Below are 17,880 nucleotides of genomic sequence, written 5' to 3' on the forward strand. Positions count from 1 at the left end.
ACGAATTTACAAAACAATAATGTTTTATCTCAAATATTAAACTTTCTTAAATAAAGGTTAATTTTATTTCCTTGGAATTATTTTCCTTGGAAAATAAAATTATTATTTCTAAATTTGTACTATCAAATACAAACAGAATGAAAAAAATATTAGCATTTGCAGGTAGTAACAGTAGAACATCAATAAATAAACAGTTAGCTAAATATGCATCATCTTTATTAAAAGATGTAGATGTTAACTTAATTGATTTAAATGATTTTAAAGCACCATTATTTGGTGTAGATCTTGAAAACGAATTAGATGAAGCACCAGAAAGTGCACATAGATTACTTAATCTAATCAAAGAATCAGATGGTATTGTGCTTTCTTTGGCAGAGCATAATGGTGTTTATTCTACAGTATTTAAAAACCTTTTTGATTGGATGACAAGAATTGAAGGTAATTTTCTTTTCAAAAAGCCAATGTTGTTAATGGCTACTTCACCAGGAGCAAGAGGAGGACAAACCGTTTTAACTATTGCAGAGGCAAGATTTCCTTGGCACGATGGAAATATAGTAGCTACGTATTCACTACCATCATTTGATGCAAATTTTGAAAATGGTAAAATTACCAATGAAGAATTAAATAAAGAGCTTTTAGAACAAGTAGAAAAATTACAAAAAGCATTGTAAAATGGGAGATATAGCAAAAGATGTTAATTCAAAATTTAAGGACAATAAAACCAAAGCCTTAATAAATATTTTGTACACAGCTAATTGGATTACAGCAAAACAAAATACATTTTTTGCAGGATTTGGAATTTCTCCTCAGCAATACAACATTCTTAGAATTCTACGAGGGGCAAATAAACCGTTGTCTATGCAAATTGTAAAGGATAGAATGATAGAACGTGCACCCAATGCTACCAGACTTACCGATAAGTTATGTGCTAAAGAGCTCATAGAACGTATAGCTTCAAAAAATGATAGACGTGTTGTAAATATTCAAATTACTAGAAAAGGATTAGAATTATTAGAAGAAATTTCAGATGATTTTAATGAAGATTGGATGGGAGCTATCACGGAAGATGAGGCCGCTCAATTGAGTGATTTATTAGATAAATTAAGATAATTAAATTAAGAAAGGAAAAGAAAAATGAAAACAATAATTCACAAAGCAGAAGACAGAGGATTTGCAAATCACGGATGGTTACAAGCTAATCATTCCTTTAGTTTTGCAAGTTGGTATAATCCTGAAAAAGTTCATTTTGGGGCATTAAGAGTATTAAATGACGATATTATTGCACCAAAAATGGGTTTTGGTACACATCCACACGATAATATGGAAATTATAACCATTCCATTAAAAGGTGTGTTAAAACATAGAGATAATATGGGAGACGATTGGATACCAGTAGTTCCTGGAGAAGTGCAAGTTATGTCTGCTGGTACAGGCGTACAGCATTCAGAAATTAATGGTTCTATTGATGAATATTTAAGTTTATTTCAAATATGGATTATTCCTGAAGAACGAAGTGTAAAACCTCGATATGATCAAAAAACATTTAGTGAAGATGATAGAAAAGGAAAGCTTCAAACTCTAGTAACGTCCTTTAAAGATGAAGACGAAAGCAGTTTGAAAATTCATCAAGATGCTAAACTATCTCGCATCGATTTAAAAGAAGGTCAGTCATTTACTTATGATGTAAAAAGTAAAGATCATGGAGTTTACGTTATGAATATTAGCGGTGGAGTTTCAATTTTAGATATTAATTTAAGTACAAGAGATGCTTTGGGCATTTCTGAAACTTCTGATTTTGAAATTAATGCAACAGAAGACTCAGAATTATTATTTATTGAAGTGCCAATGATTAGTTTATAATGGTATTTAGGTTATTGAAGAAGCACCACAATTTGTGGTGCTTTTTTATTTTAAAATAACGATATTTGTTTTCAACTAACTATCTAAAATTTAGAATAAGATTATGGCGATGAATAAAAACACGGTTTTGGCTTGGGCCACAACTATTATGATTATTGTTGGATTAGGTTTAATTGCATTGGGTGCTTTTAAATATCAAGAAGTTGCAGGCTATGGTTTTGCCTCTGTAGGTGTAGGTTTCTTTGCTATTGCCTGGGTGTTTAATGCATTAAAAGGTAGAGTATAATTATGAGTGACGATAAGCAAATAATCTTCTCAATGTCTGGTGTTACAAAGACCTTTCAGTCTGCAAACACACCAGTTTTAAAAAATATATACCTAAGTTTTTTCTATGGTGCAAAAATCGGTATTCTAGGTCTTAACGGTTCTGGTAAATCTACATTATTAAAAATTATTGCAGGTGTAGATAAAAATTACCAAGGCGATGTGGTTTTTAAGCAAGGTTATACCGTAGGTTACCTTGAACAAGAGCCACAATTAGATGATGAGAAAACCGTAATGGAAGTTGTAAAGGAAGGCGCTGCAGAAGTTGTAGCTATACTTGATGAATACAACAGTATTAATGATCAATTTGGTTTAGAAGAAGTTTATAGTAATCCTGATAAAATGGAAAAGCTTATGAACCGTCAGGCTGAATTGCAGGATCAAATTGATGCTACTAATGCATGGGAATTAGACACTAAGCTAGAAATAGCTATGGATGCTCTGCGTACACCAGAAGGTGATAAAAAAATAGGAGTACTTTCTGGAGGTGAGCGTCGTAGAGTAGCACTTTGTCGTTTACTTTTACAAGAACCAGATGTGCTATTATTAGATGAGCCTACTAACCATTTAGATGCAGAATCTGTTCATTGGTTAGAGCATCACTTGGCGCAATATAAAGGAACTGTTATTGCTGTTACGCACGATAGATATTTCTTAGACAATGTTGCTGGTTGGATTTTAGAACTCGATAGAGGTGAAGGTATTCCGTGGAAAGGAAATTACTCTTCTTGGTTAGATCAAAAATCTAAACGATTAGCACAAGAGATTAAGTCAGCTTCCAAACGTCAGAAAACGTTAGAGCGTGAGTTAGAGTGGGTAAGACAAGGCGCAAAAGGTCGTCAAACAAAGCAAAAAGCACGTTTGAAGAATTATGATAAGCTTATGAGTCAAGATCAAAAACAACTTGATGAAAAGCTAGAAATTTATATACCAAACGGACCACGTTTGGGAACCAATGTTATTGAAGCTGTCGGTGTAAGCAAAGCTTATGGAGATAAGTTGTTATATGAAGATTTAAACTTTAACCTACCACAAGCAGGTATTGTTGGTGTTATTGGGCCAAATGGTGCTGGTAAAACCACTATTTTTAGAATGATAATGGGAGAAGAAACTCCAGATAAAGGTGAATTTAAGGTAGGCGATACTGCAAAAATCGCTTACGTAGATCAGAGTCATTCTAACATAGATCCAGAAAAAACAATTTGGCAAAACTTTAGTGATGAGCAAGAGTTGGTAATGATGGGTGGACGTCAAGTAAACTCTAGAGCTTATTTAAGTCGTTTTAACTTCTCAGGAAGTGAACAAAACAAAAAAGTTAAGTTACTTTCTGGAGGTGAAAGAAACCGACTTCATTTAGCAATGACATTAAAAGAGGAAGGTAATGTTTTACTTTTAGATGAGCCTACTAATGACCTTGATGTTAATACATTACGTGCACTTGAAGAAGGTTTAGAAAACTTTGCGGGTTGTGCAGTAGTTATTAGTCACGATAGATGGTTCTTAGATCGTATATGTACGCATATTTTAGCATTTGAAGGAGATTCTCAAGTTTATTTCTTTGAGGGAGGATTCAGTGATTATGAAGAAAATAAGAAGAAGCGTCTTGGTGGTGATTTAATGCCAAAACGTATAAAGTATAAGAAATTGGTTAGATAATATAATTAAAAAGTCTATCTATTAAACGATAAAAGCCTGTAGTAATACAGGCTTTTATCGTTTATTCATAAAGGTGACCGTTACTTAGTTTAAAATCACTCTCCGTTTCGTTATTTTTTGAAAGTTCTTTGAAATTAGCATCAAATGTTTTCAATTCTCTCTTAATAGAAGATTCATGCTCGTAAATATATAGTGACGATTTAGAATATATAATAGCAATAGCCAATATGGTAAGAAATATAAAGAAAAATATTAGCCACATATCTTTTTAGTTATCACCATAGAGATGCCCACTTGTAAAATCTTTGTAAGACTCATCCACATCTTTAAATGCATTAGTTTCCATTAATTTCTTATTCTCCGCTTTCAATTTATACATTTTAATAATTGCTATTGTTATGAAAACTAAGAATATAGATGCAACAGCAATAAGTATCATTGTAAGCTGTGTTGTTGTAACTAATAAAGCTTTGGAAATCACTGTGTTAAGCATGGTTAATAAATTAGATTTGGGTTCTATGATGCTAATATAGAAAAAAATCTAATCATAAATGGTTAATTATAAATAATTTACACTAAATTTTTGAACATTTTTATCGATTAAGTGTGTTGTTGTTTCGATAAAACGCAATGTTTTAGGGTGTTACGAGAGGTTTCTTTTATGTTAATAAATTGAAAATTTAACATTAAAATTTTAATACCATTTTAAAAGTTTAACTTCAATGGATTCATTTGCTTTATTCACTGTGCTCTTAAATAAATTTACATCACTCAAACCTTCTGTGCCTCTGTAGTGGTATGGGTATACAATTTTAGGTTTAAAATCCAAAACAGCCTCAGCTGCTTTGTCTACAGGCATTGTATATGGTAAATTCATACAGACAAAAGCTTTATCTATATTTTTCAAATTTCGCATTTCAGGAATATCTTCAGTGTCACCAGAAATATAAATTCGTTCATCATTAACGGTTAATACGTATCCATTACCTCTTCCTTTAGGGTGAAACTTTAAAGCTTCTTCTCTTAGGTTATACATAGGTATGGCTTTTATATTAATAGCATTATGTTTTAATGTTTCATCATTACTTAAGGTAATAACATTAGCACCTATTGTACTTGGTATTTTATCAGTAACTGCCTTTGGGCCAATAATCTTTATATTTTTTAGTTGCAAAGCTTCTAAAGTAGGTGTACTTAAGTGGTCTCCATGTATATCTGTAATTAATACTAAAGTTGGAGTTTTCTGATTTTTAAAAGCTTCAGATCCACCTGTAGGATCTACATAAATGACCTCTTCTTGCGTTTCTAAAATCAATGTTCCATGAGATATAGGTATAACTTTTACGTTTTCTTCAATATTGGTGTTAATTGCTGTTTCTTGTGTGTCCTTTGATGTTAGATCTTTACAATTGTTAAAAGTAGTCACTAGCGCTAAGGCAATTATAGTTTTTAAAAGTTTCATAAGAGTTGTTTTCCTATAAAGATATTCAACAAATGGCGCTAAGTAAAATTTTGTAACATTTTTATAACATTTACTACCTATAATTTGATGGTAAAGTTTTTATAGTCTTAAAAATTTACCGAAATTGTTATCCTAAAATTTGTTCAACTTAATAATACCTTACCATATGTCTGATGATTTTGATTTATTAGAAACCAATTCACAACAAAAACCAGAAAAAGTAGATGTAAACTGGGGAAAAGCCATAGACCAGATGAAATCTAAATTGGCTCAAGAAGATGATCCCGAAAGTCGTCAAAAAATCTTAAACGCAACTCTAGATAATGTTGTAGATATGGCAGAGAAAGATAGAACGACCCTTCTGGATGCCATTAAGGATTTAACAGACTATCAGGATGAAGTTGGTATTATGTTCGAAGGCTTTTCGGCTTTAAATGCTGCTGAACAAAAAATTATTGATGATGCTGTAAAACGTCTTGAGCGTGCAAAGGTTGAACTTGAAGATGCAAAAGCAAAACCAGATACATGGTGGAATAACCTTTGGGGACGAAAAAGCAAAATTAAAGATGCTGAGCAAGAGTTACAAAATGCTCAAAAAGAGCGTGATGGTGCGGATAATAAAGCCAAAGCTATGTTTCAGCAACGTATAGAAACAGCTGATGTACAGACGTTGTTAAATGAGTTGTCATTCAAAAGTCAGGCAGCAATAAAGCGTCTAAAAGATAGAGAGCTCGAAATTAAAGAGGTTGAAGAAAGTTTAAAATCTGCTATTGTAGAAGCAAGTAATAATCATACCAAAGCTTTAGAAAAAAAGAAAGAAGTAGAAACCCAACTTGAAGAACAATATGCACTGTTAAAACAAGCTAGACAAGCTCTTGAAGAAGTAGCCGACAAACAATCTACAGAGTACTCTGAAGCATTAGAAAAAGTAACAACTTTAGAGCAAAAAGTAGAAGAGTTAGAAGGTTTAAAAAATGCTTATACCACATTAGCAGCTTCAAAAGACAGTTTCGTTCACAAGCATAACTTAACAATTAAGGTGTTAACATCTTTACGTAGTAACTTACAAACGCATCGTGCGAAACTAAAATCAGATACAGACGAGCGTCTTAAATATTACGATGGCTATGTAGTAGCATTAAAAGCACGCACAGACCAAGAGTTTGCAGCTATTTTAGAGCACCTAGGTGTTAAAACCGACGAGCATATTGGTGAAACTTTAGCAGCAATGCATACAGCAAGTGCTAAAGCACGTCAAGAAATGATGGATAATATTCCAGTGCACGAAAAGGTGATGCAAGGTATTTATGGAAGTTATGCTGAAGCACTTAAAGACATTAGATCTAAAGATGCTGAAATACAGAAAAACTTTGCAGACCGTTATGGTATTGATATGAAAGAAATTTTTGACGAATACTACAGCGCAGATCCTAATGCGCCTTCAGGTGATGGTCAACCAGCAGGCGAACCAAAGCCAGAAGCTAATGAAGATGATTTACTTGGGTAAAATTGGTAATAAGTATTGATTAGCAAGTAGTTAGTTTTTACTGTATTTGTAGCTTTACACTTATCACTTAATACTTTTTACTAAAAAATGATTGTAACTCCCTTAGATTCCGCAGTATTAGATTCTAAAGAGCAGTATGTGTTCTATCACAAAATGATAGATTTTACGCTTAAAGAACTAATTACAGCAGTTCAGGCCAAGCATATATTAAGTCAACAAGAAATATTGCTGTTTAAGCAGTACACAGATTTACTATTATATTCTATTGAAGCCATGCGTGTAAAATACATGTATGACGATGAGGAAAACATGAAAGTGGATCTTACAGATTCTAGTTTTCCAAATTATTTAGAATTCCGCTATTTGTTTAATGATTTAGAATTACGTGAAGAGTTTTTAACCAAACTTACAGATATTGATATCCTAAAAGATGAATTTCTAGATACGTTGATGCGAAAGAAAGAACCAATTTCTAAACGCAAATTATTTCAAGCTGCATCTATTGTTTATTACACATCTGCTAAGAAAGAGTATATCTTCAATCGTTTTGTGCAAGGTAAGATTATAGCTGCACCTCAAGGTTCACCTGCAGAACATTTGGTAAGCTGGAGCTTTTATGACGTAACACACAACAGACCTTTTGTTTGCTACATGTATTTTAATTATGATGGAAGGGATGTTAACTCATACAAAGACGAGATTTATTCGGTTTTAAAGAATACATCAGATCGAGAGATGAATTTGGACACCATGGCTTATGCCATAGATAAGCGTTTACCAAAAGTGTTACCAAAACTTATTAAACGTATCGATTTAGGGCCAATTCATAACGTGTTTGCAAAAGACGAAAACGAAATAACACATGCTATTTTAGATGGTATTGCTAAGAAAGATATTCCGTTAGAATCATTTGTAGTTTCATTTAAGGTAGATGAACTCGTATCTAAAAGTGAATTTAAAGAAGGTAGCTTTTTTAGCAAGCAAACTTTTCAGAAGTGGGCAAGTCCATTTAGGCAACGCTATGTTTTTGCACCACATAGAATCATACAATTATTATATAACAAAACACCAGAAATTATTAATAAGTTGGCAATTCCGCCTGTTCAGGTTTCTGATTTAAAAATTAAAAAATGAAACAAAAAATCACCATCCTAATCCTTACATTTTTTACAGTATCAAACTTATTTGCACAAGATTCACCGGATGAAATTGTAGAAGCTTTTTTTACTAAATACAAAGACGAGGGTTCTACTGTGGCCATAAATTATCTGTATGATTTAAATGATTGGATTAGTAAATCTAGTGATGATGTTATTGCTCTCAAAAACCAAATGAATAATCTTACAGAAGATTATGTTGGTAAGTATTATGGTTATGAACATATATTAGATAAACATTTATCAGATTGCTATGAGTTAAAAAGTTTTGTTGTAAAATATGAAAGACAACCACTAAGATTTACATTTCAGTTTTATAAACCAAATGATAAATGGATGTTTCACGGATTTAGCTTCGATACTAATCTCACTGAAGAAATAAAAGAATCAGCTAGACTTCATAATAATAGATTGCACTAGTTCAATTTATAATTTTGAACATGATTCATTTCTATAATAATAGCACAACTGCAAACTGAAAACTAAACCATGCAACACAACTCAACTTTTCCAATAAAACAAAATGAACTCAATATGCTTCGAGATGAAGCAACATCTTACCTAAAGTCTATTCAGTGGGAACAAAGTCAACGTGCCAAAAATAGAGATAATGATGGTAAAGATGAGTCTATTTTGTTGTACCTATCACGAGCTAATAACGGCAGTAATGTGTCTGTAACATCAGTTTCAAAAACCATTTTAAGCTTAAAAAAGAAATTGTTACCAGAATCGGTTGCTATTCCGTTGTTTCTTAACCAAACATTATATGCGGTTCAAGAAGGGATTACGCTTGGTATTTGGGTTAAGGATAGTTACTATGATGCTTCAGGTTTATCAACCTTAGCAGAAAACAAATCAGCATTAGATAACTCAGGAAAACGTGAATACGAAAGCAAAATGCTTACAGCAACAGCGTTTATGTTGTTTGCTACAGCCTATAAAATTTTACACGATTTAAAACCGCATGCTTCAGATGATTTATCGGTAATGAAGCAGAAGTTTGCAGGTATTCCAGAAGTGTCGTTTTTATCGCCTTTAAAAGGAATTTCGTGTCAATTGTTTTATTATGATAAGTACTTAGGACATCCAGACATTATTAAAACCGACAAAGATGTTATCGATTTTACGGTTGTTTATTTTGAAGCGCTCATCGATGAAATTCAACTACGAAAAAGTACTTTAGAATATACGGATACGATTGAAGATCGTTCGTTTAAGTTAGAAAATTCAGACTTTACGATTGATGGTTGGAATAACGTTTTTGCTGGAACAGCAGTAAGCGTTGAGTTTAATAAAATTCAGTTTGAACAAATTGTTGGAAACAAAGATGCTAAGCACTTTGCCAGACGATTAACAGAACGATTATTAAGCTACGATTTTGAAGCAAAAAAGAACCCATTTCAAGAGCTTGGTGGTTTTATGCCAGTATTTATGGGTTATGGAATTCCAGGTACAGGAAAAAGTATGCTTATCGCAGCTATTGCTACACGATTAAAAGAGCATAGCGAAAACTTAAATATTCCATTCTTATTTCATCCAATGCCAGATACGTTGATTTCAACATTTCAAGGTGGTTCTGCAGAGAAAATGGTAGAATGGATGAAACCTTTGCAAGATCCAACACGTCTCATTTTTGCACCAATTGATGATGCAGAGAATAACCTGCAAGAGCGTACCACACAAGGTGTTTCGGCTGGTGTTAAGGAAGTGATTGGTGTGTTTCTAAGATATACCGAAGGTGCTTATGCTGTTAATTATGGTAACAGCTCAATAGGTTTATTTACCAACTTACCAGAAATGCTGGACAAGGCTGTGATATCGCGTGTGCAAGGTCGATTTAAAATTGATGGCGCACGAAACGAAAAGGACTTTGTAGATCAGGATTATCTATGGTGGAAAAAGCTCGAAGATACCATGCCAGATTTTATAAACATGAGTAGTCCTGAAGATTATAAGTATCTCGATGCTCAGAAAGTAGCGAAGAATCTTGGCGAAATCTTAGAAAAAATAGACAAGCCAACCGAAGAGCGTGTGTTAGATACGTTCGATAAAGTGTCGAGTAAATACAAAGACAATGAGCATATGTTCTATGCGCATTTATATACTGAAATACAGAAGATATTTCCATTCTTTTCATCTCGTGATGTGCGGAACATTCAAAAAGCCGTATCGTTACGTTTAACGGATTTCGATTTAGAAGATGATTGGTTCAACAATCCTGAAGTGTATTTCAAAAAAGATTACGACACCAAATTTGGGATGCTTCAAGAACTGATGCGAGCCAACATGAAAGGTCTCGATTTTAGTGATATAAGACGACAAGAAGTGGTGCGTTATTTAGATAATGTAGCAACGATTGCTGATACCGACTTTAAACGAAAAGTTGATGCCAGAATCAATCAGTTAAATATTGAAACGGAAGCTAGGGAACGTTTCGGGAAGATTGATTAATTATGACCAAACGCATCAAAAATATCAACCGAACAATCCTATCAGATAAGTTTTTTACTTTATCTCAGGTAAAATTCAATTATCAACTAAAAGACGGAATTTGGGTTGAAAACAAATGGGAAGTTTTAGAACGCGGCAATGCAGCAGCAGCTTTGTTGTATAATATAGAAAAGCAAACCGTTATTTTGGTAAAGCAATTTCGTTTACCAGCTTATATGAATGGAGTAGAAGATGGTTTTTTATTAGAAGTACCTGCAGGAATGTTAGAAAATGATGATACTTCTGCAGAAGAAGCCATGAAAAGAGAATTGCTTGAAGAAACAGGATATAACATTCCAAAGTTAACAAAGATTTATAGCGCTTTTGCCACACCAGGTGGCAGTACAGAACGATTTTCGTGTTTTGTTGGCGAATATACAGGTGAAATGAAAATCAATGAAGGAGGTGGTTTAGATACCGAAAATGAAGACATAGAAATTTTAGAAATACCATTTACAAAAGCCATTGAGATGATGGCAAATGGAAATATAATCGATGCAAAAACAATAATGTTATTGCAGCATGCACAGATAAATAAACTAATTCCTGTGTAGACAGGAATCTCAAAAAACAAAAAGATTACCGCTTTCGCGGCAATAAGATGAACAAATTAAAACAAGCAAATCTATACAGAAGTGAACTTATACCAGTAAGTGGTAAGCTGGTAGAGCGCTATAATAAATGTTTAAAAACACTTGGTTTTAAAGAAACCAAGCTCACCTCCTTTTCAATAGATGGAGTTGGCTGGAGTCCAGAAGTAGCAGAAGAAAAGAAGGATGTACATTACCTAAACCATGGAGATGCCAATCCGCATGGTATCATTATTTCACCTTTACAAAAAGGTAAACCTGTGTATTTACCGTTTCATTCTTTCGATAGAGATATGATGCAACACATCTTCAGAACACATGGAAGTAAAATAAATGATATTACCAGAGATTCTGCGATTTGCATCGATTTTGATCAGGATATAGATGTGTTTTATGAGCCTTTAGATATTTTAAAATATGATGATGTAAGTATAACTTTTAGACTTATAGATAACTTAGAAGACCGACAAAAGGAGCAGCTTCAATTAGTCGATAAGTTTAGAACAGGCAATAACTTTATTGATGAAGATATCCATAACGAATTACTCGAATCTGCAAAGACCTACGGAGATTTGCGCAATAGAGATTTAAACCTTCATGCATTGCATTATACCACAGGTTCGTTTTACACGCGTGCCTTTGGAGGTGTGTACTTGTTACGTATTTTTATTCAAACCATTTTGGTTTTCGAAAATGAAGATTCTTATAAAGAAGCTATAAAAGATACGGTTCATGATGTGTTGATTTATCATATCAGCCAACCAGAATTGGTCGAAAAACTTAAAAGCCACATCATTATTGAGTGCGATCTAGAATACATGGTAAAAACACCTAATTACGATCGTATTAAAAAGTTTGAATTATTCAGCAAACTGAAAGAAACTGAACATTCTATAAAAGAGATTTTAGATAGCAAAGCGCTTTTTAAAAGTTACTTAAATAAAATCGATATTGCAGCTCGAAAACAAGTAATGGGAGTGGAGTTGTATTTAGAAAAATTAGAACGAAGTAATGCTTATAAAATTGAAGATATGGTAGATGAGTCAATGTATTTTGCATTGCATCAACCACATTCGTCGTTGTCGGCAGAGCATCGCGATTTAATTCATAAATTATTAGTAAATATTTCGCCAAAGGATGTGTTGTTCTTGTATTGGTACGATAAAGAGCAGTTTTATAAGAATTATGAGACTTGGGATGCATCCTTTCAGGATTGGGTGATTGAGACGATTAGTAACAATATATAAGTTTTTTAGACTAATTTTATAGAAACCATAAATAAAACATCATGGGATTAGGAATAGACATCATCATTTTCGTTTCAGCCATTTTATTTGGTATTTTTCTGTATTGGCGAGAGTCTAACGGAAATGGTGCGTATCGTTTCATTAATAAAATAATGAATAGCAAAGAGTTACAAATGAGTCCAGATAACCCAAAAGGATTTATTTATAAGCAACCGTTTATTCCAAGATTACTATTTGTAGTCATTACGATGTTAGTGGTAGGACTGATATTACAGTTTTTAACACCTATCGAAATCTTTTCAAATTACTTTGCATTATCTGGCTTTGCAACCTTTGCTACAGGAACCTTAATAGGAACATACCTTGCTAATTTTGTGATTAAAACCACAGAGGTTGTTGAAGAAAAAAGTGATTCTTTGAGTGATTTTGTAGACGATGCAATGGAAAAGGGCAAAGATCTCATCGAAGATTTAAAAAATAAGGATAATAAAGCAGTAGAAGAGGCAAAGAAAGAGATTGCAAAAGACCCAGAACCAGAAGCAGAACAAAAATCTGCACGTGACCGATTAAAAGATAAGGGTCTTATGTAAAAAAGTATGTCATCCTGAACTTGTTTCAGGATCTCAATATTAAGATTAAAAAAGAAACAAATAGATTCTGAACTTGTTTCAGAATGACAAAAACGTATCATGATAAAAAACTATTGGAATAAAGGTGCAAAACAAAAGCGAATTACTATATTTTTAGGGTTATTGCTCTTAATCCTATTGTTCTTTTTTAGAGACGATTACCAACCTGTTTTACTATTTTTTAGAAAATACATTTTTGTAATTTTGTTGAGTGTTATCATCTTAGTTTTAGGATTAAGAAAGTTCAGAAAAACAGCAAATACAGGTGGTCGATTAGGAATTTTAGGCATTTTAATTGTGTTTTTTGGGTTGTTGTATTTTCTTGGATGGAATCAAGGTCTTTACGATTACATGAAAACCTATAATGTATTCAATAGCCTCAATAAAGTTGAAATTGATGAGTTACCATTAACTCAAAACGAACGTATTCAACCGTTGCGAAACATATTCTCAATGGCTAACGAAAGTGTTGGTGAAACCAAAGATGTATCGCTACCACATTTGGTAAGAATTGGTACAGAGAATAAATGGACTATGGCCATTCAACCAAGTGAGAAATACGTTATGCAGCAAGTAACAGACAACACAGAGGAAGTTTTTGCGGTGAGTAGTACCACACCATTTCCAAGATTTTCAAACGAAAACAGAATAGATGTTACCTTTTCTATAGGTGAATCATTAAAGTTTAGTAGAAATACATACAATGCAGTTGTACAGCGATTTAATCCTTGGATGCTCTTTAATTATGAGCCAAGTGATACGTTTTACATGAAAAATGATGAAGGTGCTTGGGTACAAGTGGTAAGTTTAATTAAGTGGAAAGGCTTCTTCTTTCCATACCCAACCTTTGGAGGTGTTATGATTATTGAAAGTGGTGAGCACGATTTTAATGATTACATAGAGCGTGTAGCCATTGGAAAAGGTACTTTTGTAAGTCCGGACGAAATAAAGAATTACAAGTTTTTACAAAAGCAGAATACTCTGGCAGAAAGTGTATCGCAGTTACAAGCAGAATCTTTAAAGTTTTTAGGTGGCTTTAGTGATCCATTACCTTGGAATATGGAAACTGCAGTTAAAATTCCATTAATGCCAAAAGATCAGAATCAGCAACCTTATGTAACAGATTTTGATTTTGCAGGAAGTAACTCAGATGCTTACAGTGGCTTATATCATTGGTTTGGTTTAGAACCAGTAGGTGAGGAGCGTACCAGTTTAAGCTATAGCGTTTTTGTGCCAGCAGATGGTACAGACAAGTTGTATTATTACGACCACGCTACCAAAAAACAAGGGTATGCAGGTGTTTCTGCAATGCCATTAAAAGTGAAAGAATCGCGCAAAGAGTACGATTGGAATGCGAGTACACCAGTTGAATTTAGACCTTATATAAAAGATATTGCAGGTAGAAAGCGCATGTTCTTTTTAGGAACAATTTCATCAATAAGTGATACAAACTCACAGCAATTTGATGGTTCTGCAACACCAGATTTAGTCTTAATCGATAGTGAATATCGTGATGTGATTTGGATTGATGTAAAGCATCCAAGCACTTGGGACGAAACCGTTTATAATCAGTTAAACGAAGCCTGGAGATCTAGTGAAGGTATAGGATATTACTACAAAGAACAACCAAAAGATGAAGATTTAATGCAAATGCAGATAGATTCTCTGAAAACTATTCCTCAGGTTAATGAAAATTCAGAAATGATAGATGCTTTACAACGTCAGATTGATTCTTTGAAGGCTTTGAATAATTAAAAATTTTATAGATAAAACAAACCTATGAGTTCAAAATTTTACGATTTTAAAAATTTAAAAGGAGATTTAACAGGTGGCTTAGTTGCTGGTGTTGTAGCGTTGCCATTAGCACTGGCATTTGGTGTGCAATCTGGCTTAGGTGCTATTGCAGGCCTTTATGGTGCGATTGCAGTTGGTATATTTGCTGCAATTTTTGGTGGTACAACAACACAAGCCAGTGGACCAACAGGTCCAATGACTGTTGTATCTGCAGCGTTGGTAGCAGCTGCAATAGAGATAACTGGTAGTTTAGAAGCTGCCATGCCAATAGTTGTCCTTACATTTTTATTGGGTGGAATTTTTCAAATTATTTTTGGACTTATAAATATTGCAGGTTATGTAAAATACTTTCCCTATCCCGTGGTTTCTGGATTTATGAGTGGTGTAGGGCTTATCATTATCATTCTTCAAATCTTCCCATTTGTAGGCTTAGATTCAGAAAAATCAACTTGGTTGGTGATGCAAGATTTACCACGATTACTTTCAGAGTTTAATTGGCAAGCTATGACTTTAGGTATATTTACGGTCGTTGTTTATTTGGTATTTCCATATATAACCAAGGCCATTCCGAGTGCTTTAGTAGCATTAGTTTTAGCATCTGTTGCAAGCTATTTCTTAAATTGGAATGTTCCAATCATAGGCGACATACCATCAGGTTTACCTTCGCTAAAATTAGATGGTATTTTTTCTGTAGATTCTAGTACTTATATCCTCATAGGTGAATATGCTACAGTATTAGCTGTTTTAGGATCTATTGACTCTTTATTAACCTCAGTAATTGCAGATAATATGACCAAAACCAAACATAACAGTAATAGAGAATTAATTGGTCAAGGAATAGGAAACTCTATTGCAGCAATTTTTGGTGGAATTCCTGGTGCTGGCGCAACCAAAGGAACAGTGATAAACATAAATTCTGGCGGACGTACAAGATTATCTGGTGCTACACATGGGTTGTTTTTATTAGCGGTTTTACTTGGTTTAGGTAAGTTAGCAGCGTTTATTCCGTTATCGGTTTTAGCAGGACTATTAATCCCTATAGCCTTTAAGATTATTGATGTTAAAGGTTTAAAGCACTTGTTAGTGGTGCCTCGAGCAGATGCGTTTGTTCTCGTTGTGGTGCTATTAGTAACCACATTTGGAAGCCTTATACAAGCTGTAGGTATGGGACTGCTTTTAGCTTGTTTGTTGTTTATGAAACGAGCAGGTGACATTAGCGAAGAAGGTATGGAAGTTGGTACCATTGCTGGTTTTGATGGTGAAAAACCTTGGCAAGACGAAGTTGAATTTTACGAAGAATACAAAGACAAAGTTTATATAAATCATCTTTATGGACCTTTATTTTTTGGATTCACGTCCCACTTTCAAGATGAAATAAAAAATATACCAGAACAAGTTAAAGCGTTAATTATACGTATGGATCGTGTGCCATATATAGATCAATCAGGTCTTTATGCTTTAGAAAATGCCGTTTTAGATTTAGAACAGCGTGGTATTCAAGTTTTATTAACAGCAGTACAAGAGCAGCCAAAAGACAAATTGGTTTCTATAGATATTGTTCCAGATTTAATTTCTGAAGAGCATATTTTTGGTGATATCAATGATGCTTTTGATTATCTAAAGTCGCATTTTAAACTTTAAAATTCTAATCGCATCTTTATATCCGAACGTTCGTAAGGGCTATTAGATTCTAATTTTAGTTCTTTAAATCCATATTTTCTATAGAGATAAATTGCATTTTCTAATTTGGTATTAGAATAGAGTAGAAGGGCTTTGAGCTGTTTTGCTTTGACAAAATCTATACAATGTTGTAATAATTTTTGGCCTATTTTGTACCCACGCATCTCAGGAGATACAGCCATTTTAGTTAGTTCTAATAAACCATTTTCTTCGGTTGGCATTAGCGCTACTGTACCGACAACAGTTTCATTTTTTAAAGCAAAGAAAATGTAACCACCCTTGTTAATAATATATTGTTCTGGTTTACTAAGTACTTCTTCATCAAAAGGCTCTACATAAAAGAAGGTCTTTAACCATTCAATATTAAGTTCATAAAAGTGCTTTGCGTGGTGTGAATTATAATCTACAATTTTAACGTCCATTAGTTCTAATAAAATCGGTGATTAGGTAAGTAATTAGTTTCCCAACTTTTGTTTCTGTTTTAGATGTAGGTGCAGCTTCACAAATGTGTAAATAACTTGCATTTTCGTGCTTTGCAAAATAATGCACAAATTGTCTGGCTTGTTTTACACTAAAACCGCTAGGTGTTGCAGCACTGCTCGGAATATTTTCTATAGCATCGCAGTCTATTTCAATTCCAAAAGGTTTAGATGAGATATGATTGAGACCACGATCCAATTCAAGATTGTAATCTAATTCGTTTTTAACCTCAAGGGCTTCATAGGTATTGTATTTAATAGCTTTTACTTTATTTAGTGTTTTAAGAAGTTTGTCTGATGTGTAGTTTTCATGCAAACCAAAAATGAAATAATTCTTCAAAAACCCCTCAGCATAAGTATAACTAAAACCGTTTCCGCTATGTCGTCCTTCTTCTGCTCTAAAATCGGTATGTGCATCAAAGTTGATAACATTTACGGTTTCGTTTTTAGCTAATGATAGTCCTTTAATGTTTCCGTAAGCATTGTTGTGTCCGCCACCTATTATTATTGGTGTTTTTCCGGCTTTTACAATAGTAGAAACTAAATATGTCACATCTTTATCAATCTCTTCAACAAAAGATTTAGCTTTGGCAATATTCTTTTTTGATTGTTTTTCTTTCACCATCTTTCTTGCTTCACCATAATTAAGATGACCTAAAATCAAAACACGTTTAGGGTTTGTAAAGCTGTTATTTTGAATATTTAACAAAACTTTTACAGTGGCTTCCCAAGCTTTGTAAGTGCCTGTTTTTCCGTAGTTAGCATAAACTCCGATGTCTTCTGAAATTCCAAAAATAACATAGTCAACGTCCAAACTTTTAATATCATCGTATATGTTAGTGAGGTTAGATATTAACTGAATATGTTCTCCAAATTTTGATTCTCCTTTACGAAGCTTTAAAAGTGTATCGCGATCTTTAGAAGTGAATAAAATGAGATTTTGCATTTGGAAGTTTAATTAAAGATTTGAAAATAAAAGTACAGCTTTATTTAAAGATTTTAACC

Annotated in this window: 18 protein-coding genes; 14 read left to right on the forward strand and 4 right to left on the reverse strand. The window is 33.3% G+C overall.

The features are described from left to right. Window positions 1-137: 137 nt before the first annotated feature. The 5 genes from V1468_RS08000 (at window position 138) to ettA (ending at window position 3,840) form a co-directional block, all read left to right on the forward strand. Window positions 138-671: an NADPH-dependent FMN reductase gene (locus tag V1468_RS08000; protein WP_331809716.1), complete on the forward strand. Its 534-nt coding sequence runs from the start codon at window positions 138-140 to the stop codon at window positions 669-671. Between the two features lies 1 nt (window position 672). Then, window positions 673-1,110: a MarR family winged helix-turn-helix transcriptional regulator gene (locus tag V1468_RS08005; protein ID WP_331809717.1), complete on the forward strand. Its 438-nt coding sequence runs from the start codon at window positions 673-675 to the stop codon at window positions 1,108-1,110. A 24-nt stretch (window positions 1,111-1,134) separates the two neighbouring features. After that, window positions 1,135-1,860: a pirin family protein gene (locus tag V1468_RS08010; protein ID WP_331809718.1), complete on the forward strand. Its 726-nt coding sequence runs from the start codon at window positions 1,135-1,137 to the stop codon at window positions 1,858-1,860. Between the two features lie 109 nt (window positions 1,861-1,969). Continuing rightward, entirely contained in the window at window positions 1,970-2,146 is a 177-nt protein-coding gene (locus tag V1468_RS08015) for a CAL67264 family membrane protein (protein ID WP_171032479.1), read from the forward strand. A gap of 2 nt (window positions 2,147-2,148) precedes the next feature. Then, window positions 2,149-3,840: an energy-dependent translational throttle protein EttA gene (gene ettA, locus V1468_RS08020; RefSeq protein WP_331809719.1), complete on the forward strand. Its 1,692-nt coding sequence runs from the start codon at window positions 2,149-2,151 to the stop codon at window positions 3,838-3,840. A 268-nt stretch (window positions 3,841-4,108) separates the two neighbouring features. On the opposite strand, the gene V1468_RS08025 is transcribed toward ettA, so the two are convergent. Together V1468_RS08025 and V1468_RS08030 are read right to left on the reverse strand one after the other, a co-directional pair. Continuing rightward, a complete protein-coding gene (locus V1468_RS08025; protein ID WP_331809720.1) occupies window positions 4,109-4,333 on the reverse strand; it encodes a hypothetical protein in 225 nt (74 codons plus the stop codon). A gap of 201 nt (window positions 4,334-4,534) precedes the next feature. Further along, window positions 4,535-5,302, reverse strand: a complete 768-nt coding sequence (locus V1468_RS08030; RefSeq protein WP_331809721.1) for an MBL fold metallo-hydrolase — start codon at window positions 5,300-5,302, stop codon at window positions 4,535-4,537. A 166-nt stretch (window positions 5,303-5,468) separates the two neighbouring features. Here V1468_RS08030 and V1468_RS08035 point away from each other — a divergent pair, with 166 nt between their 5' ends. The 9 genes from V1468_RS08035 (at window position 5,469) to V1468_RS08075 (ending at window position 16,357) form a co-directional block, all read left to right on the forward strand. Then, window positions 5,469-6,809 carry a microtubule-binding protein gene (locus V1468_RS08035; protein WP_331810011.1) on the forward strand — a complete coding sequence of 447 codons (1,341 nt, stop codon included), beginning with the start codon at window positions 5,469-5,471 and terminating at the stop codon, window positions 6,807-6,809. 87 nt (window positions 6,810-6,896) lie between these two features. Continuing rightward, window positions 6,897-7,943 carry a hypothetical protein gene (locus V1468_RS08040; RefSeq protein ID WP_331809722.1) on the forward strand — a complete coding sequence of 349 codons (1,047 nt, stop codon included), beginning with the start codon at window positions 6,897-6,899 and terminating at the stop codon, window positions 7,941-7,943. Continuing rightward, entirely contained in the window at window positions 7,940-8,386 is a 447-nt protein-coding gene (locus tag V1468_RS08045; protein WP_331809723.1) for a hypothetical protein, read from the forward strand. Before V1468_RS08040 ends, V1468_RS08045 begins: the two co-directional genes overlap by 4 nt. A gap of 69 nt (window positions 8,387-8,455) precedes the next feature. Continuing rightward, a complete protein-coding gene (locus V1468_RS08050) occupies window positions 8,456-10,417 on the forward strand; it encodes an AAA family ATPase (protein ID WP_331809724.1) in 1,962 nt (653 codons plus the stop codon). Between the two features lie 2 nt (window positions 10,418-10,419). Beyond that, window positions 10,420-11,010, forward strand: a complete 591-nt coding sequence (locus tag V1468_RS08055) for an NUDIX domain-containing protein (RefSeq protein ID WP_331809725.1) — start codon at window positions 10,420-10,422, stop codon at window positions 11,008-11,010. Window positions 11,011-11,057: 47 nt separating this feature from the next. Beyond that, window positions 11,058-12,293 (forward strand): DUF6638 family protein, encoded by a 1,236-nt coding sequence (locus tag V1468_RS08060; protein ID WP_331809726.1) that lies wholly within the window; start codon window positions 11,058-11,060, stop codon window positions 12,291-12,293. Between the two features lie 41 nt (window positions 12,294-12,334). After that, window positions 12,335-12,883: a hypothetical protein gene (locus V1468_RS08065; protein WP_331809727.1), complete on the forward strand. Its 549-nt coding sequence runs from the start codon at window positions 12,335-12,337 to the stop codon at window positions 12,881-12,883. Window positions 12,884-12,982: 99 nt separating this feature from the next. Then, the gene (locus V1468_RS08070) at window positions 12,983-14,677 is read left to right on the forward strand and encodes a hypothetical protein (protein WP_331809728.1); all 1,695 of its coding nucleotides are present in this window, start codon (window positions 12,983-12,985) and stop codon (window positions 14,675-14,677) included. A gap of 24 nt (window positions 14,678-14,701) precedes the next feature. Continuing rightward, complete coding sequence (locus V1468_RS08075) at window positions 14,702-16,357, forward strand: SulP family inorganic anion transporter (protein ID WP_331809729.1); 1,656 nt, start codon at window positions 14,702-14,704, stop codon at window positions 16,355-16,357. Here the strand turns inward: V1468_RS08075 and V1468_RS08080 are convergent. Beyond that, window positions 16,354-16,818, reverse strand: a complete 465-nt coding sequence (locus V1468_RS08080; protein ID WP_331809730.1) for a GNAT family N-acetyltransferase — start codon at window positions 16,816-16,818, stop codon at window positions 16,354-16,356. The two genes, V1468_RS08075 and V1468_RS08080, sit on opposite strands and share 4 nt — an antisense overlap. Next, on the reverse strand, window positions 16,808-17,821 hold the full coding sequence (locus tag V1468_RS08085; protein WP_331809731.1) for a formimidoylglutamase: 1,014 nt from the start codon (window positions 17,819-17,821) through the stop codon (window positions 16,808-16,810). The genes V1468_RS08080 and V1468_RS08085 overlap by 11 nt, the downstream gene beginning before the upstream one ends. Window positions 17,822-17,880 lie beyond the last annotated feature (59 nt).

It is taken from the genome of Winogradskyella poriferorum, assembly GCF_036553625.1.
GTDB classification, from domain to species: domain Bacteria; phylum Bacteroidota; class Bacteroidia; order Flavobacteriales; family Flavobacteriaceae; genus Winogradskyella; species Winogradskyella poriferorum.